The following is a 17,353-nucleotide window of genomic DNA, read 5'->3' on the forward strand; positions in this document are numbered from 1 at the left end:
GTCAAGCCAGCGTCTTCAGGCCGGACGATGCCTCTTCCACCGCCACGGCGCGGCGCATGGTGTCGAGCCAGTGCTGGTGCTGGACGACGAACAGCCCCTCGTCTTCGGTGCGCAGGCCGCTCATCAGCGGCTGCAGGTCGATGGCCTTGGCCGCCTCGTCGGCACCCTCCACCCAATGGGCCGCTCCGCGTGACAGGTCGTTCCAGGGGGCGGCGCTGCCGAGATAGCCGGTTTGGCAGGAGCGGAACTCCTCCAGGTCATCGGGGGTGGCCATGCCGCTGGCGTTGAAGAAATCCTCATACTGGCGGATGCGGCGGGCGCGGGCCTCCGCACTCTCGTTCTTCGGCGCGATGCAGTAGATCGTGACCTCAGTCTTGTCGACAGACAGCGGCCGATAGGTGCGGATCTGCGAGCTGAACTGGTCCATCAAGTAGACGTTGGGGTAGAGGCACAGGTTGCGCGAATTGCCGATCATCCAGTCGGCCCGCGCGGCCCCGTACTGTGCCGCCAACTCGTCCCGGCGCTCATAGAGAGGGCGGTCTTCGGGATTGGCCCAGCGGCTCCACAGCAGCAGATGACCATTCTCGAAGGAATAGAAGCCGCCGCCCTGCTTGGCCCAGCTTCCGGCGTCCATCGCCCGCACGCTGTCGCCGGCGGCGGCCGTCTTGCGGTGGTTGGTGGTTGCCGCATAGTTCCAGTGCACGGCGCTGACGTGATAGCCGTCGGCTCCATTCTCGGTCTGGAGTTTCCAGTTGCCGTCATAAATGTAGGACGAGGAGCCGCGCAGCACCTCCAGCCCATCCGGCGACTGGTCGACGATCATGTCGATGATCTTGGCGGCCTCACCCAGATGCTCGGTGAGCGGTGCCACATCGGCGTTCAGGCTGCCGAACAGGAAGCCGCGGTAGGATGCGAACCGGGCAACCTTTGTCAGGTTGTGCGATCCCTCCCGATTGAAGGCGTCAGGGTAGCCGGCGGACTCCGGGTCCTTGACCTTCAGCAGCTTACCAGAGTTGTTGAAAGTCCATCCGTGGAACGGACAGGTGTAAGTTGCCTTGTTGCCGCGCTTGTGCCGGCACAGCATCGCGCCACGGTGGCTGCAGGCGTTGATGAAGGCGTTGAGCTCGTTGTCCTTGTTGCGGGCGATGATGATCGGCTGCCGGCCGATGAAGGTGGTGAAGTAGTCGTTCTTGCCGGGGATTTGGCTTTCGTGGGCGAGGTAGATCCAGTTCCCCTCAAAGATGTGCGTCATCTCCAGTTCGAACAGCTCAGGGTCGGTGAAAATGTCGCGCCTGCACCGATAAATGCCCTGCTCTTTGTCCTCAACGACAGCGCCGTCCAGCCGCGCCATGAGATTGGCAGTCATGATCTGGTCCTCCACAAGATGGCGGGAATGGGGCCGGGCATGGCCCCCCGGAAGATCAGGCGGCCGTGGCGCGCGGACGCTCAGGAAGCGTGTTCAACACGCCATCCAGTGCGGACGGGAGAACGAAGTCGAAGGTGATGGTGGCGAAGGGCCGGTTCACGCCCATGTCGTGGAGGGCGGTCGGGTCCGTGTGGTGCTCGACCCCGGGGATCAGGCCGTCGCGGGTGGCGAAGGCGAAGTCGTCATGGACGTAGGGATCGTCCTTGATGTTGATCTGCGTCGTCAGCGTCCGATAGCCCGGTGCCGACACGAAGAAGTGAATGTGCGCCGGACGATGACCGTGGCGGCCCAGTAGGGTCAGGAGTTTTTGGGTCGGCCCGTTGGGCGGGCAGCTGTAGCCCGACGGCATGATGCTGCGGAAGCGGTAGCGCCCCTCGGCATCGGTGACGACGGTGCGGCGCAGGTTGAAGTCGCTCTGCGACTGGTCGAAGTAGGAGTAGTTGCCACGGCTGTTGGCGTGCCAGACCTCGACCTGCGCACCGGCAACCGGGTTGCCACGGGTGTCGAGGACCCGGCCATCCATGAACAGGATTTCGCCGTCGTCAGTGTCGTCGTCGAGCCGGGCTTCGCCCTGGCAGACGGGAGCACCGGCCACATAGAGCGGACCCTCGATGGTGCGCGGGGTGCCGCCGTCCATTCCGGCAGCACGCTCCTTCTCATCCTGGCGCAGGTCAAGGAAATGCTCGACACCAAGACCCGGCACCAGCAGTCCGACTTCATTGGACTTCCCGAGCTCGGTGACATAGCTGCAGGCCGACCAGAATTCTTCGGGCGTGACGTCCATCTCGTCGATCAGCACGAAGAGATCGAGCAGCATGCGGTCGACGACCGCTTTCACCCGCTCGTTAGCCGGAGCAATTTGGGTGCCGGAGATGCGCTTCGCGAACTCTTGGATCTGGTTCTTGTTCATCGTTTTCTCCCTAAACTTCGGTTATGGCTGCCTCAGCGGCGGGTAGGCGGCGACCGGCTCAGCGGTCATCGTCGCGGATGGACGAGGGATGGCGACACAAGGCGGTAACCGTCATCGCCATGTAGGGGAAAAGCGGCAGCGAGGTGAGCAGCGCGTGAAGTTCGTCCGCGCTTTCGACATCGAAGATGCTGACATTGGCGTAGCGGCCAGCGACACGCCAAAGGTGCCGCCACTTGCCCTCGTGCTGCATCTGTTGGGCGCGTTCGCGCTCGACCCGCTTCAACTCGTCTGCCACCTGTGGCGCCATGTCAGGCGGCAGGCGGACATCCATTTCGACCTGGAACAGCATGGTCTTGGCCTCGATCAAGGGGGGTGTGCGAGTGTTACCGGCCGTCACGCCGGAAGAAGGCGATGCGGTCCTCGTCCAAGTCGATGCCGAGGCCCGGCTTGTTGGGGATCTGAAGGCTGAAATCGCCATAAGCCAGGGGTTCGGTCAGGATTTCCTCGGTCAGCAGCAGCGGACCGAACAGCTCCGTGCCCCAGGCGAGCCGCGGGAACGTGGCGAAGAGGTGAGCGGAGGCGATGGTGCCGATCCCCCCTTCCAGCATGGTGCCGCCGTAAAGCCCGATCCCCGCCGCATCCGCAATGGCACCGACGCGGGCCGCAGCCTGGAGACCGCCGGACTGGGCGATCTTGACGGCGAAGACATCGGCTGCCGCCTGCGATGCGATGGTGAAGGCATCCTCTGGCCCGTGAAGACTTTCGTCGGCCATGATCGGCACGATGAAGCGTGCGGCCAAGCGTGCCAGTGCCGAGCGATTGCTGCGCGCCACCGGCTGTTCGATCAGATCGACGCCTGCGTCCTCCAACATTGCAATTCCGCGCGACGCGGTGGCTTCATCCCAGGCTTGGTTGACGTCGACGCGCACGCTTGCTCGGTCGCCCAACGCGCGTTTGATCTGAGCAACATGCGCGACATCGTCAGCCACCGGACGCTTGCCGATCTTCAGCTTGAAGATGTTGTGCCGCCGCAAAGACAGCATGCGCTCGGCTTCGTCGATGTCCTTGGCCGTGTTGCCGCTGGCGAGCGTCCAAGCGACCGGCAGCGTGTCACGGTGACGCCCGCCCAGCAGTTCGGAAACCGGGAGGCCGAGCCGCTTTCCCATGGCGTCCAAGAGCGCCGTCTCGACCGCCGCCTTGGCAAAGTGGTTGCCAACAACGGCTCTGCCGACCTGTGCCATGGTTGCGGCAACGCGGGTGGGGTCGCTGGTTCGCAGCACCGGGGCTATGTAAGTGTCAATCGCCAGCTTGATACCTTCGGGGCATTCTTCGCCGTAGCTCAATCCCCCGATCGTTGTCCCCTCACCGATGCCCACAACGCCGTCGGAACAGCGAAGCCGGACTACGACGATGGTCTGCCGGTGCATGGTGGCCATCGAGAGCACATGCGGCCGAATGGTCGGCACATCGACAATGAGGGTCTCGATGCCGTCAATTCTGGTCATCCTGCGGCTGTCCTCGGCAAAACTTTGTTGTGCCACCACGCTATCTGTTGCCATGCGTATTGTGAAAGACCGTGTTGGTCTGGTTTGATACCCTCCAGGTATGGTATGGCGCGGCGGCCTTATCTCACGGCCGCCGTGCTCAATGAGGGAGAGGCTCGTTCATGGAACTTCGGCATCTCCGCTACTTCATGGCAGTCGTGAACGAGCGGAACTTCACGCGTGCGGCAGAGCGCCTGAACATGGCGCAGCCGCCGTTGAGCCGACAGATACAGCAATTGGAAGAGGAGCTTGGCCTTCAACTCATCGAACGGGACAGCCGTCCCCTGCGTCTGACGGAGCCAGGGCGCTTGATCTATGAACAGGCGGTCCACGTGCTGGAGCGCGTCGATGAAATCAAGGCGTTGGCTCGCCGCCTGCGCCACGCCGAGCATAGCCGCTTCACCATCGGCTTTGTGGCGTCCACACTCTATGGCTGGCTGCCAGAGATGATCCGCCGTTACCGCTCGATCCGTCCGAATGTGGAAGTCTCGTTGGTGGAGTTGACAACGGTCGAGCAGGTCGCGGCGCTCAAAGAGGGTCGCATCGACGTCGGCTTCGGCCGCATTCCGCTGGAGGACGCCGCCATCACGCGGACTCTGCTCCGCTACGAAGCCATCATTGCCGCCATTCCGTCAGGGCACCGACTGCTGGAGCAGGAGCGCCCGCTCCGTCTCGACGACCTGACAGCCGGAACACTGGTTGTTTACCCCAAAACTCCGCGACCGAGCTTTGCCGATCAGGTGCTCGCGCTCTATCGCTTCCGAGGGTTAAAGCCAGACACCATTCTGGAAGTGCGGGATGTGCAGACGGCGTTGGGTTTGGTGGCAGCCGATGTCGGGTTTAGTTTGGTGACCGCTTCCGTACAGCATTTGCGGCGGGACAAAGTCGAGTATCGTCCACTTGAAGAAGCACATGCTGTCTCGCCGCTTTTCATGAGCCACCGGGTCAACGACACGTCTCCAGAAATTGCAATAATGCTCGATGCGATCCGCGATGTTTATCGCGCCAACCACGTTGAAAACGAACTTGGTGTCTGAGTGTGAAGTTGCTCAGTGCAGAATGTTGTGCCGGACATCAGGTGTACATCGCCCATCAAGCGGCCGATCAGCCGCTCGATGTGACCGCCAACATGCGGAATCTTAAGGGGCTGCGGCACCGTCCTGATCCCATGCCGCATCAACCTCCGAGCGGGAGCCGGGCCGATGAGGGCGGTACCGCGCGGCGGTGTCATTTGGCGCTCGGCATCTCGAACAACTTCGGAATCGGCACGCCGGCCCGGATGTTCCGGATCCAGCCTTCCTCCTTGAGCAGGTGGGCTTGCGCGGCCGCCAGCACCGTAGCGGCCTGCTCAAGGGGGACGACGACCACGCCGTCGTCGTTGCCCAGCACGATGTCGCCGGAGCGCACCGGGACGCCCGCCACCGAAATCGTCCCATCGATGATACCGCCGAAGCCGTGATGCGGCCCGCGCGGCACGACCGACCGGCAGAACATCGTGAAACCGGCTTTGCGCATGTCCGCGACATCGCGGATGGCACCGTCGATGACGGCGCCCCCCAGCCGGCGATGGATGGCTTCCTCCGCCATGACGCCGCCCCATACCGCCGTGTCCTCGACACCGCCGGCATCGACCATCACGATCTCGCCCGGCCGGGCGCTGCTGATGAGCGCGCAGATCGGGCCGCAATCCCCGACCATGGTCGTCACCGTCCGGGCTTGCCCGCACAGGACCTGACCATCCGCGATCGGCTTGATCGTGGCGTTCATCACCTGGGTGCGGTTCATGCAGTCGGAGGCGACCGCCGGCGGAATCGCCCGCCAAGCGTCGAGTTCCTCGTCGCTCAGGACCCGGAATTGGGTTTCGTGCTGCTGGAAGGCCATGGCTCGTTCCTGATGATGGAGGGCGGGGTCCGGCGGTTAGGAAGCCTTTGCGTCCCAGCCCGGGTTGACGTTGTTCCGCAGCCGTCCCTCGAACAGGAAGTCGAGCAGGATCTCGGCGGAGAAAACGCGCATGTCGCGATAGCCGGCCTCGGAGTAGAAGGCGGCGTGCGGCGTCAGGACGAGACGTCCGGCAAGCCAAGCCTCCTCCGCCTGCCACGCCGCGATCAGCGGCGGCGGCGGCATGGGCGGTTCCTTGGGCAGCACGTCGAGACCGGCGGCGGCGAGATGCCCGCTCTTCAGCGCGTCGTGGACCGCGTCCACGTCGACGAGGCCGCCGCGCGCGATGTTGAGCAGGATGCCGCCGGGCTTCATCGACGCCAGTTCCGGCTTGCCGATGATGTTGCGGGTCTGTTCGGACAAAGGCACGTGCAGGCTGACCACGTCGGAGCGCGACAGCAGTTCCGGCAGGGTCTTGACCCGCTCGATCCCGAGGCCGAGTTCGTGGCCCTCCGGGAGATAGGGATCGACGTAGATCACCTTCATGTCGAAGGCGGCGGCCCGGCGCATGATCGCGGTGCCGATGCGGCCCATGCCGATCGCGCCAAAGGTGGCGCCCCGGATGCGGCGCACCACGGGGACGTCTTCGGCCAGGAAGCCGGCCACGAGATCGGCCCTCAGCCGCGCCTCGTAGGAGCCGAGCCCGCGCACGAGGTGCAGCAGCATGGCCAGGGCGTGGTCGGCGACCTCCGAGGTGCCGTAATTGGGCACGTTGCAGACCGGAATGCCGCGCGCCCGGCACGCCGCGCCGTCGACGTTGTCGAACCCGACGCCGACCCGCACGATCACGCGGCATTTGTCGAGCTTCGCGACAACCTCCGGCGTGATCCGCATGCGGTGCCAGACCAGGATCGCGTCGCAGGAGCGCCAAGCCTCGTCCGGGATGGCCGCCGGGTCGGTCTCGTCGAACACAAGGTAGTCCAGCCGGTCTCCCGATACGCCGCGCTCGATGTCGAGGTCGCGGAGATGAACGTCGGGGACCAGGACCTTGAGAGGGTGGGTCATGGGGTTTCCTTGAGGAAAGGGCCGTCACAGGACCTTTTCGAGAAAGGCTTTCAGCCGTGGGTCGGTCGGATTCTGGAAGAGCGTCCCGGGAGGGCCGTGCTCGACGATCACGCCACGGTCGGTGAAGAAGACCTCGTCCGCGACCTCCTGGGCGAAGCGCATCTCGTGGGTGACCAGCACGCAGGTCATGCCCTCGCGCGCCAGATCGCGGATGACGTTCAGGACCTCGCTGACCATCTCGGGGTCGAGCGCGGCGGTGACCTCGTCGAACAGGATGACCTTGGGCTGCATGGCGAGCGCGCGGGCGATGGCGACGCGCTGCTGCTGGCCGCCGGACAGTTCGCCGGGATAGGCGTCCTGCTTTCCGGTCAGCCGGACCTTGGCGAGCAGGGCGAGCGCCCGCTCGCGCACAGCGGCCGGGTTCTCGCCCAGCACCTGCACCGGCGCCATGGTCAGGTTCTGCAGCACCGTGCGGTGCGGGAACAGGTTGTACTGCTGGAAGACCATGGCGACCTGATGCCGCAGCGGCACCAGCGCCTTGTCGCTCGTCAGCGTCTCGACCGCGAAGGGGCCGACGCGGATCGTTCCCCGGTCGATCGACATCAGGCCGTTGATGCAGCGCAGGATCGTCGATTTGCCCGAGCCGGACGGCCCGATGATGCAAACCACGCCGCCGTCGCGGACGGACAGCGACACGCCCCTGAGGACCGTGACGGGGCCGAAGGATTTGTGGACGTCCCGGATCTCGATGAGCGGGGCGGATTGCTGGGAATGCCGGTGATGGGTCATTGGCGAACTCGCACCCGTTGCTCCAGCCACCGCGTCAGGATGGCGATCGGGAAGCAGAAGAGGAAGAAGAGGAACAGCACGTAGAGATAGATTGCCGTCGCGTAATGCGCGCCGTCGCTGGCGATGACGGTGCGGGCGACCGAGAGGATGTCGTTGGCGCCCGTCACCACGACCAGGCTGGTGCCGATGAACAGCATGGCGTAGGTCGTCATCAGGTTCGGGGTCATGAACTGGATCGCCTGGGGCACCACCACGCGGCGCAGGATCTGCAGCCGGCGATAGCCCAGCGAGCGGGCCGATTCCCATTGGCCGGTCGGAACCGCCTCAACGCCGCCGCGGAACACCTCGGCGATGTTGGCCGTCACCGGCAGCGCCAGCCCGATGATCGCCTTGATCACGGGCGAGAACGAGAAGATCGTCCCGAACGCCTCGATCTCGAACGGCAGCAGATAGAGCATCGCGTAGAGCACGACGAGCCACGGCGAGTTCCTGAGCACGTTCATGAGCAGGACCGACGGGGCCCGGACCAGGAGGGATTGGGAGATCATCCCGATGCCGAGCGCGGTGCCGGCGACGGCGGCGATCATCATCGCCCAGATGCTGATGACGATGTTGGCGGCGAAGCCGCCCTCGAACCGGCTGAAGTCCGGGGAGCCGCTGAGAAGCAACGGCGTCCGCGCGGCGAGCGCCTGGAGGACGCGTCCGGTCTCCGCGCCGTAGACGGTGACGAGAAGCGCCGCGAGGACCAGCGTGACACCGGCGGTGCCCAGCGCGAAGAGCTTGAGTTCCGCGTTCATGGCCGTCACGACCCGTAGCCGGGGATGCGGAAGGCGGCGGCGATACGGCGCACCACCAGCACGGCGAGGCTGGCGATCACGAGGTAGATGACCCAGATCAGCAGCATGACCTCCAGGTTGCGGAAGGTTTCCAGCATGATCTGCGTCGCGCCGTACATGATGTCCGCCACGGCCACGAGCACGGCCTGGGACGAGGTCTTGATCAGGCTGACGATGTTGCTGGTCATGGGCGGGATGCTCATCCTGAGGCCGATGGGCAGTTCGACGTGGCGGAAGGTCTGCAGCCGCGAATACCCCAGCGAGCGGGCGCCCTCGACGGTCTGGGCGGGCACGGCGAGCAGCCCTGAGCGGATGATCTCGACGGCGATCGCGCCGTTGTAGAGGCCGAGCGAAAGCACCACGCAGGTGAAGCCGGTGAACAGCGGGATCCGTCCGCCCGTCACCGGATCGGTGAGCGTCAGGCCGATCTCCGACAGCATGAAGTACAGGAAGAACAGCTGGACGAGCGGCGGCGTGTTGCGGAACAGTTCGACGAAGATCGTGACCGGCGATTGCAGGAACCGCACCTTCAGGTGAAGAAGGGCGGCGCCGGCGATGCCGATGGCGAACATCAGGACCATGCCCAGCAGACTGAGCAGGATCGTCGTGCCGATGCCGCGCAGCAACCATGTCTGATAGAGGGGATCGAACAGCCAACTGAAATCGAGCGTCATGCCGGAATCCTCACGGTCTGACGTTTGGCGGGTTTCTGCATGCGTTCAGTCCCGGCCGTTACGGATGAGCGGAACCGCGTCGAACTCGTCGAGCCGGTTGATGCCCAGCAGCGCCATGGTCCGGGTGATCTCGTCCTTCATCAGGGACAGGGCATGCTCCACGCCGACCCGGTCGCCAGCCGCCGCCGCCAGCAGGAACGGCCGCCCGACGAAAACCAGTTGGGCGCCCAGCTTGACCGCCTTCAGGACGTCGCTGCCACGCCGGACGCCGCCGTCGAACATCACGGTCAAGCGGTCAACCTGATCGGCGATGCGCTCCAGCAGGTCGAGCGAGCCTTGGGCGCAGTCGATCTGCCGGCCGCCATGGTTGGAGACGATGACGCCGTCGACGCCGATCTTTTCCGCCATTCGCGCGTCCGGAGCGGACATCACCCCCTTGAGGACGAGCTTGCCCTTCCAGCGCTGCCGAAGCCGTTCGATGTGCGTCCAGGACAGGCTCGACCGCCGGCCGATGTCGCGGACGAGCGTCCGGGAGAACACGGGCGGCCCCCGCTCCGCATCCATGTTCTCGAAATGCGGCGCGTTGCGCGTCAGCAGGCTGCGCAGCAGCACGCGCCACAGCCAGACCGGCCGCGTCACCCCCTGCCACGCCAGATCGGCGGTCGGCCGCACCGGCGAGCGGAAGCCGTGGCGCGCGGCGAGTTCGTGCTGACCATGCACCGCCGTATCGACGGTCACCACCAGCGTGTCGAAGCCGGCGCGCTCCACCCGCTCGACCAGCGGAAGGATGCGCGCCTCGTCGCCGGGAATGTAAGCCTGGAACCAGCTCGTCGCGCCGGCTTGGCGCACCTCCTCCAACCGGGTCAGCGAGGCCCCGCTCAGGATGAACGGAAGCTTCGCCCTCGCCGCCTCCTGGGCGAAGAGCACGTCGCAGTCCGGCGCCACCAGCCGGCTGAACCCCATGGGCGCGATGCCGAACGGGCTGGCGTAATCGACCCCGAAGATGCGCGTCGACGCGTCGGTCCGGGAGACGTCGACGAGAACGTTCGGGATGAAGGACCGCTCGGCGAAGCTTTGCAGGTTCCGGCGATGCGTCGCGCCGTCCTCGGCGTGGCCGGAGACGTATTTGAAGATCGCCCGTGGCAGCCTCCGTTCCGCCATCGGTTCGAAGTCGTTCAGGCACAGGGCCTGCTCCACGACCCGTGGCGTTCGCCGCGACGTGACCTCGATCTTGTGCATGCTGTCTTTCCGATCATGCGGACGAGCCGGCCGCGGTGGAGGGCCTCAGTTCGCCGCGGCGGCCTTCACCTTCGCGTCGGCGGCCCGCTTGGTCACGTAGTCGCTGACGCCGAGCTTGTACTTCTTCTCGCCCTCGACCATCAGCCCCGACGCCTCGGCCCGGATGATGGCCTTGTTGACGGCGTTCAGGAAGGCGGGTTCGTTCTTGCGGACGCCGCCGCCGATGGGGATGTAGTCGAAGGTGTCGAGCGCGATCTTGTACTTGTCGCTCCAACCCTCCTCGGCGACCTTCATGTGAAGGTTCGGGCCATCATACGCGATCGCGTCGCACCGGTTGTCCTGGAAGGCCTTGTAGATCTCCGAGGTTCCGGTGAACAGGACCAGATCGGCGCCGTATTTCTCGATCAGCGTCCGGTTGTAGACGTTGCCCTGGCTTCCACAGAGCTTGTGTCCCTTGACGTCTTCCCAGGATTTGTACTCCGCGCTCTTCGGCGTCAGCAGCACCATCCCGGCCATCAGATAGTATTCCGCCGTGTAGTCGATGATCTTCTCGCGCTCGGCCGTCTTGCCCAGCGTCGCGAAGATCACGTCGATGCGCCCGGCGTTCAGCAGCTCGATGCGGTTCGAGGCCACGACCGGAACCAGTTCGATCGCGGTCTCCGAGCCGAACATGTCCTTGGCGACGGCGCGCGCGAGATCGATCTCGAAGCCGGTCAGTTCGCCCTTCTGGTCGAGGAAGCCGAAGGGCACGTAATCGTTCCGGATGCCGGCGATCAGCTTGCCGCGCTGCTTGACGCGGTCGAGCTGATCGGCCTTTGCCTCGGCGCAAAAGACGAGGCTGGTCGCCAGCAGGGAGAGGAGGGCAAGCGGCTTGGCGAAACGAGGCGTCATGAAGATCCCCTTTTGCTTGAGCGCACGAAAAATCGATGGGATCGGCGCTTCGGAGCCTATGATCGCGTTGTCTTTCATAATGTCATAATAGATAATTTGCCCCTGAGAATAAGCTGAACTTATGGCTGAGGCCGATGAACGTCCGACAGATCGAGGCCTTCCAGGCAGTCATGGCGAGCGGCAGCGTGACGCGTGCGGGGGAGCGGTTGAGCATCTCGCAGCCCGCCGTCAGCCAGTTGATCGCGCAATTCGAACGGAGCTGCGGCTTCCGCCTGTTCAACCGCCAGGGCAGCAAGATCACGCCGACCCGCGAGGCCGAAGCGCTCTACAACGAGGTCCAGCGCATGTTCATCGGTGTCGGCCAGATCGCACGGGTGGCGACGGCGCTGCGCGACCAGAACTGGGGCTCCGTCAGCGTCGGCGCCTTCCCGGCTATCGCCCGGCGTGTGCTGCCAGAGATCGTGTGGAGCTTCTGCGAGGCGCATCCAGACATGCGCTTCCGTCTGGAAAGCATGCGCTCACGCAGCCTGATCGACGCGGTCGCGGCCCAGCATGTGGATTTCGGCCTGAGCATCCTGCCGGGCGACCGTCCCGAGGTGGTCAGCGCGCATCTGCACCGCCTGCGCGGGGTCTGCATCCTGCCGGCCGGGCATCCTCTGGCCGAGCGGCACACCATCCGCGCCCACGACCTCGCGAACGAGGATTTCATCTCGCTCGGTCCGCAGGATCATTCGCGCTTCATGATCGACCGTGTGTTCGACGAACTCAAGGTGCCCCGGCGCAGCCGCATCGAGGCCGGCCAATCGGAGACGGCCTTTTCCTTCGTTGCGGCCAAGGCCGGCGTCGCCGTGGTCGACCCGATCAGCGCCTTCAACAACGACGACACGCGCATCGCCGTCCGCCGGTTCGAGCCCACCGTCGAATTCGACATTTGGCTGATCCGGCCGAAGGCGGCGCGCTCGTTCAATCTGGTGGACAGCTTCGTCTCGTTCACGCTGGAGCGGCTGGCGGTGTTCGCGTCGACCCTCAACGCAGCTTGAAGGCCGCTCCAGCGCCCGTCCGTTCGGCGGCACTACGACCTTTTCCGCCCCGGGGACCGCGACCTGCACCCCCGCTGGTCGCGGTCCGGGACCGGCTGCTGGAGGTGACCGCGCCGGACCGGTAGCGGACCCTCATTCCCCACCGGAATGGGCTGGCTTACGGTGCCGGACGGGCGCCGCGTTCGAAACAGAGTGCAGACCCCTTCATCAAGGCGGACAATCGGCAGCGGTCAGCCCACCGGGACGGCGATGAGCATCAGCGGGACATGATGCTGGCAGCCGTACATGTCGCCATCGCCGGACGAACCCTGGGCGCGCGCGCGCCTGATGGTGATCTTGATCGCGTTGGCCATGTCGATCTCGAAGAAGGACGACACCTGCGAGACGTCGATGCCGTAGGCCCTGGCGACCGACTCCGCGCTGATCGCACCGGTCGCGCGAACGGCCTCGTAGCGATCCTTGTCCTTGAACAGGATGTCGAAGGTGATCCGGTAGGGGCCCGCATTCTTGCTGCGGACGATGTCGGCCAGATCCTTGAGCGGGCGCGTGTTCATCTCAGAGATCCTCGTAGCGGACAGGGAACAGCTCGGTCGGGGTGTCGACCTTCATCAGGTGGTAGGCGCTGAACTCGTAGACCGGTCCCAGATCCAGGTCCGAAGGGGAATAGGGGAAGGCGAGGTTGCCGGATGTGTTGATGATGCCCGGGTAATGGTAATGCAGCATCGCGCCGCTGATCTGGTGGCACGCCGCATGGGCCAGTTCCTGGTCGGCGGCCGTCACCTCGATCACGAGGCCGATTTCGCGCTGGGGCGCCGTCTCCGGCTCCAATTCCTTCATCACGCCGTTGCCGCCGTAGACGTGGAAGGCCACGGCGACCGGCGCCGGGGCGAAGTAGTCCAGGGCCTTCCGGCGGACGTCGTCCAGGATCGCGTCGAGCGCCCGGATCGTGGTCGGGCAGCGGATGCCGGCGATGGCAATGGAGCGGTAGCCGGCAAGCCTGGCCCCTTCGAGCTTCACGTAGTAATCGGTCGTTTCCGTCAACGTGGCGCCGCGCACCCGGACCTGACGCTCCCCGACCTGCTCGAACGAGCAGCCGGACAGATCGATCTCATGGCCAGGGCCGGATTGCTTGAAGGGGTTCTCGCGTTCGTACAGCGAATGGGCGGCGACGGATTTGACCGAGGCGCGCCTCGCCGTGCTGCCGGGCTCCAGCAGGAAGCTGTCCTCCTCCACCGTGCCGAGCATCACGTCCATGGCGAAGGGCTCGGCCGAGAAGGCTCCGCATTCGAGGATCTTCCCCATATGGATCGCCAGCGCCGGATCGGCCCCGCGCCAGATCGGGAAGGCGGCGATCACCGAATTGTCGCAGGCCCGGCCGGCGATGACGACGTCCGCGCCGCCGTCGAGCGCTTCGCAGATCGGCTCGTGCCCCATCTGCGCGACCAGCGTCACCGTCTCGTCCAGAAGCTCCGCGGTCAGGGGGGTACCGGCTTCGAAATCGACGATCTCGCCCGCCGCGACCGCCCGTTTGGCCCGCTCGATCGGGATGTCCGAGCGGATGGTCGCGAGCCTGAAGTTCAGGCCCTGCTCCTGGGCGATCTCGCGGACCAGCCGGGCCGTCCGCTCGACCTGGACGCCCGACCCGGCACCGCCGACGCTGCCGACGATGACCGGGATGCCGGCCGTGCGGCCGGCGCGGATGAGCATGGTCAGTTCCCGCTTGATGCTGACGTCCGACACCAGCGGCTTGCCGGAGCCGAGATAATGCGGTCCCGGATCGGTCGATCCGGCGTCCACCGCAATGACGGCCGGTCCCAGCGACATGCCGCGGGCCAAAGCGTCGTCGCCGAAACCGTATCCTAGCGTCCCCGTCGGGGTGAGCACTGTAATTGCGGCCATCAACCACCTCGAATCGTCAACGAAGGGGGGATCGGGCAGGCACTTCGTTCCTGCCGGCGATCCGGTTGCTCCGCTGGAATTGAGGGCTCGGGCGCCGGTCGGGTCAAATCGCTTATGGCGGCTCAGCCATAACCAGGGGATATGCCCCTCGCGGTGCCTATTCCGGCGCGCCGATCAGCTTCGCGAGCTCCGCGATCCTGGCCGCCAGCCGGGTGCGGACATGCGCGATCAGTGCTTGCGAACTTAGCGAGATGTCGCGGAAGCTCGGCGTGACGACCCAGATGTCGTAGGTCACCAGCGGCCGGAATGGGCGCACGACAAGCTGGGACGGAGCGAAATCGACCGTGCTCAACGGATCCACGATGGCGACGCCGACTCCGGCGGCCACGAAGGAGCAGCAGGCTTCGGTCAACTGCGCCTTCAGGACGATGTCGCGTGCGGCGCCGCATTCGGAGAAGGCCTGATCGACCTTGAGCTGGGCCCGGTCCTCCTCGGCCATCGCGACGAAACGCTCGCCATGCAGATCCCCGGCTTCGATCACCGGGCGACCGGCCAGCCTGTGACCGGCCGGCAGGATGCAAACCGCGTCCATCGAGCACAGCCTGTCGAAACGGACCCCGGGACGCTCGGACGCGACCATGCCGAAGCCGACATCGACCCCCTGCGAGGCGACCCGGTCGACGAGAAGCCAGGAATTACGGCTCGACAGCGTCACCCGCAGCCCCGGCTTCGACCGCAGGAAGTCCGCCAGGATCGGCGGCAGGACGCGGGTCGCGAGCGACGGAAAGGCGACGATCTCGATCTCGCCATAGTTGAACTGCCGGATGGCGCGGGCCCGTGCCGACACGGAATCGACGCCGAGAAAGACCCGTTCGACCTCGGAGTACAGCATCTCGCCTTCGGCGGTCGGAATGACGCCGTTCTTCTGCCGATGGAACAGGGAGAAGCCGCAGGAGCGCTCCAGCAGCAGGATCAGCTTGCTCACCGCAGGCTGGGACAGATGCAGCTTTTCCGCCGCCCGCGTGAAGCTTCCCAATTCGACGATGGCCTTGAACGCTTCGAGCTGCCGGATGTTCATAACCGGAGGTTATCGTGGATCGCCGCGCGGCACGAGCGTCCCTTTGGGTAGCGTCGAGCGGTTGTTCCGGTGCTCCGTAGGGCACCATGGGGGGCTCTGTTGCAAAGTTTGCCGGCAGGCGCGAGACGAGGCGTTGGTGCACGGATGGCAGCGGGGGCACACTGGGCCACTCTGCGACCTTGGTTCAGGTGGGGCGGACGGAGTTCGGGCGCGCTTGATCGATCATCCGATTCAGGATGGTGGCCTCGGCTTGCTGGCCAGGCAACATGCGGGCACGAAGCTGGTTGCCAAGGATGCGCTTGTAGCGCGCCATCGCGGTTTCCGCCTTGCTCCGCTTCCCATAGCCGGTGTGCCCTTGCTATCCCAGGCGACCGTGCTCGGCGATGCTCTGGATGTGGCGGTCCCGCTGTGTCGGCTCGGTGGCGGCTGTTACCCTGGGCACCGCCGTAGCGCGCGGAGGGATGACGACCGTGGCGCCGGCATCCCGGGCGGCGATGGTGCCGCTGGTCTGGCCAAGCAACGGGCCGACCTGGGAGGCGTCGCCGTCGTCGGTGGTCGTCAGCGTAGCGGCGACGATGGTGTTGGTGGTCGCATCGACGGCCAGATGGAGCTTCCTTCAGCTCCGGTGCCCGCGCACGCCATGCTTGTCGCGGTGCCACTCGCCGGCCCCATAGACTTTGGGCCCGGTGCTGTCGATCACCAGGGTGACCGGACCCGCCGGCAAAGCCGTCGCCAACACCGATTTCCGGCGGGCCGCCCGCCGGCTGATCGTGGTGTGGTCAGGCACCGGCAGGTCCAAGCCCATGAGAGCAAGTAGCGAACTGAGCAGCCCTTCGGTTTGGCGCAGCGGCTGATGGAAAACCAGGCGCACCATGACCGCAGTGTCGATCGCGGTCTGCGAATAGCGTGCCTGACCGCTTGGCGTCTTCCGCGGTGGCGCTCGCCACGCGGCGATCGCCGCGTCGCTGACCCACTGCGTCAGGCTGCCGCGCCGCCGCAGGCCGGCCTCATACGCCGCCCAGTTCGTCACCTGGAACCGCATCTTCGGGATGTGGTGCCGCCGGTCATCGTTGTGTATGTTCGGCATGCCGAGGATGACCAATTCACGGGAGATCGTGGAGACACCCTTTTACAGGACTACCCGCGATCAGCAAATCCACCCTTCGCCGCCTCCGTGCACCAACGCCGGTTAGAGCTTCAAACCTTCAAAAAAGGTCTTGAGTTCCCGAGCAAGGGCATCGGGTTGCTCTTCCGGAATATAGTGGCCGCTCTTCGCTATGACACCACCTCTAACATCCTTGCCCAATGGTTGCATGGCCTCGAAGATGTTTGGCGCACTGCCCACATCTCCGCCAAGCGCCAAAATTGGAAGTTGGAGTTTGTGAGCGAACAGTTGCTTGTTCTGCTCCATATCCTCAATGACCGCCCGGTAATAGCCCAGCATACCGCGCATGCCGCCAAGCATCCCGTAGACACGTTCATATTCCTCAATGTCGGTGGCATCGAAAGTTGCCATGGCGTTTGCCGTTTTCCGATTGAAGAACCATTCGATGAGGACACGTTCCCGACCCGCCAACAACGCTTCCGGCAGGTCCTCGATCATGTTGAACAGGAAATGCCAATTCCGCCAGTAATCGGGATCAGCGACCTTGATCGTCGGCTGCAGGGTGACGCCGGGAATGTTCGCATCAAGGAACACGACACCGCCCAGTTCTTTTTCAAATTCATGCGCATAGGGATAGGCAACCCAGGATCCGACGTCATGGCCGACGAGAAAATGTCGTTCGACGCCCAACGTCTTCAACAGGGAATTGACGCGACGGGCCGTCGTTTGGGTGTCGTAACCCCCAATGGGTTTGTCGGAATCTCCTTGTCCGGGAAGATCGAGTGCGATGACGTGAAAATCCGACGCAAGCAGCGGCATGACCCGGCGCCACGCGTACCAGCTCTGCGGGAAGCCTGCGATCAGCACCACCGTTGGTCCCGATCCGCCGACCACGCAGTGGAAACGCAATCCCGATGCCGCGATCAGCTTGCGCTGGAACGGCACCCCTCCCAATTCCATAGTCCTCGACATGATGGCC

General features: G+C 64.9%; 17 protein-coding genes and 1 pseudogene. 2 read left to right on the forward strand and 16 right to left on the reverse strand.

The features are described from left to right. Position 1 precedes the first annotated feature (1 nt). Genes benA through ACWPN3_RS00565 form a run of 4 tightly spaced genes read right to left on the reverse strand, consistent with a single transcriptional unit; the run spans position 2 to position 3,841 of the window. Positions 2 to 1,366: a benzoate 1,2-dioxygenase large subunit gene (gene benA / locus ACWPN3_RS00550; protein ID WP_199237685.1), complete on the reverse strand. Its 1,365-nt coding sequence runs from the start codon at positions 1,364 to 1,366 to the stop codon at positions 2 to 4. A gap of 55 nt (positions 1,367 to 1,421) precedes the next feature. After that, positions 1,422 to 2,336, reverse strand: a complete 915-nt coding sequence (gene catA, locus ACWPN3_RS00555) for a catechol 1,2-dioxygenase (RefSeq protein ID WP_492242330.1) — start codon at positions 2,334 to 2,336, stop codon at positions 1,422 to 1,424. Between the two features lie 58 nt (positions 2,337 to 2,394). After that, the gene (gene catC, locus ACWPN3_RS00560; protein WP_425486013.1) at positions 2,395 to 2,703 is read right to left on the reverse strand and encodes a muconolactone Delta-isomerase; all 309 of its coding nucleotides are present in this window, start codon (positions 2,701 to 2,703) and stop codon (positions 2,395 to 2,397) included. Between the two features lie 16 nt (positions 2,704 to 2,719). Next, positions 2,720 to 3,841, reverse strand: coding sequence for a muconate/chloromuconate family cycloisomerase (locus ACWPN3_RS00565; RefSeq protein ID WP_492242329.1), 1,122 nt, complete (start codon positions 3,839 to 3,841; stop codon positions 2,720 to 2,722). 161 nt (positions 3,842 to 4,002) lie between these two features. On the opposite strand from ACWPN3_RS00565, the gene ACWPN3_RS00570 reads away from it, so the two are divergent. Next, a complete protein-coding gene (locus ACWPN3_RS00570; RefSeq protein WP_109450209.1) occupies positions 4,003 to 4,917 on the forward strand; it encodes a LysR family transcriptional regulator in 915 nt (304 codons plus the stop codon). A gap of 190 nt (positions 4,918 to 5,107) precedes the next feature. Here the strand turns inward: ACWPN3_RS00570 and ACWPN3_RS00575 are convergent, their stop codons facing one another. From ACWPN3_RS00575 to ACWPN3_RS00605, 7 genes are read right to left on the reverse strand one after another with little or no spacing between them, the layout of a single operon-like run. Continuing rightward, the gene (locus tag ACWPN3_RS00575) at positions 5,108 to 5,761 is read right to left on the reverse strand and encodes an RraA family protein (protein ID WP_492242328.1); all 654 of its coding nucleotides are present in this window, start codon (positions 5,759 to 5,761) and stop codon (positions 5,108 to 5,110) included. A gap of 36 nt (positions 5,762 to 5,797) precedes the next feature. Beyond that, positions 5,798 to 6,823, reverse strand: coding sequence for a C-terminal binding protein (locus ACWPN3_RS00580; protein ID WP_492242327.1), 1,026 nt, complete (start codon positions 6,821 to 6,823; stop codon positions 5,798 to 5,800). Between the two features lie 24 nt (positions 6,824 to 6,847). Next, on the reverse strand, positions 6,848 to 7,612 hold the full coding sequence (locus ACWPN3_RS00585; protein ID WP_109450215.1) for an amino acid ABC transporter ATP-binding protein: 765 nt from the start codon (positions 7,610 to 7,612) through the stop codon (positions 6,848 to 6,850). Further along, a complete protein-coding gene (locus tag ACWPN3_RS00590; RefSeq protein WP_109450217.1) occupies positions 7,609 to 8,409 on the reverse strand; it encodes an amino acid ABC transporter permease in 801 nt (266 codons plus the stop codon). The genes ACWPN3_RS00585 and ACWPN3_RS00590 overlap by 4 nt, the downstream gene beginning before the upstream one ends. A gap of 5 nt (positions 8,410 to 8,414) precedes the next feature. Continuing rightward, positions 8,415 to 9,122 (reverse strand): amino acid ABC transporter permease, encoded by a 708-nt coding sequence (locus ACWPN3_RS00595; RefSeq protein ID WP_492260987.1) that lies wholly within the window; start codon positions 9,120 to 9,122, stop codon positions 8,415 to 8,417. Between the two features lie 45 nt (positions 9,123 to 9,167). Then, positions 9,168 to 10,361 carry an alpha-hydroxy acid oxidase gene (locus ACWPN3_RS00600; RefSeq protein ID WP_492242325.1) on the reverse strand — a complete coding sequence of 398 codons (1,194 nt, stop codon included), beginning with the start codon at positions 10,359 to 10,361 and terminating at the stop codon, positions 9,168 to 9,170. A 45-nt stretch (positions 10,362 to 10,406) separates the two neighbouring features. Further along, positions 10,407 to 11,252 carry a transporter substrate-binding domain-containing protein gene (locus tag ACWPN3_RS00605; protein WP_109450221.1) on the reverse strand — a complete coding sequence of 282 codons (846 nt, stop codon included), beginning with the start codon at positions 11,250 to 11,252 and terminating at the stop codon, positions 10,407 to 10,409. Positions 11,253 to 11,386: 134 nt separating this feature from the next. Here ACWPN3_RS00605 and ACWPN3_RS00610 point away from each other — a divergent pair, with 134 nt between their 5' ends. Further along, a complete protein-coding gene (locus ACWPN3_RS00610) occupies positions 11,387 to 12,292 on the forward strand; it encodes a LysR substrate-binding domain-containing protein (protein ID WP_109450223.1) in 906 nt (301 codons plus the stop codon). A gap of 230 nt (positions 12,293 to 12,522) precedes the next feature. Here ACWPN3_RS00610 and ACWPN3_RS00615 read toward each other — a convergent pair whose 3' ends face one another. From ACWPN3_RS00615 to ACWPN3_RS00635, 5 genes and pseudogenes are all read right to left on the reverse strand, one after another. Then, positions 12,523 to 12,846 carry a DUF4387 domain-containing protein gene (locus ACWPN3_RS00615; RefSeq protein WP_492242324.1) on the reverse strand — a complete coding sequence of 108 codons (324 nt, stop codon included), beginning with the start codon at positions 12,844 to 12,846 and terminating at the stop codon, positions 12,523 to 12,525. Position 12,847: 1 nt separating this feature from the next. Next, a complete protein-coding gene (locus ACWPN3_RS00620; RefSeq protein ID WP_492260988.1) occupies positions 12,848 to 14,191 on the reverse strand; it encodes an acyclic terpene utilization AtuA family protein in 1,344 nt (447 codons plus the stop codon). A gap of 157 nt (positions 14,192 to 14,348) precedes the next feature. Further along, on the reverse strand, positions 14,349 to 15,269 hold the full coding sequence (locus tag ACWPN3_RS00625) for a LysR substrate-binding domain-containing protein (RefSeq protein ID WP_109450227.1): 921 nt from the start codon (positions 15,267 to 15,269) through the stop codon (positions 14,349 to 14,351). 184 nt (positions 15,270 to 15,453) lie between these two features. Then, positions 15,454 to 16,356 (reverse strand): annotated as a pseudogene (locus ACWPN3_RS00630) (IS5 family transposase). Between the two features lie 102 nt (positions 16,357 to 16,458). Beyond that, positions 16,459 to 17,319: an alpha/beta fold hydrolase gene (locus ACWPN3_RS00635; protein ID WP_247873199.1), complete on the reverse strand. Its 861-nt coding sequence runs from the start codon at positions 17,317 to 17,319 to the stop codon at positions 16,459 to 16,461. Positions 17,320 to 17,353 lie beyond the last annotated feature (34 nt).

This window comes from Azospirillum sp. UENF 111221, assembly GCF_058780625.1.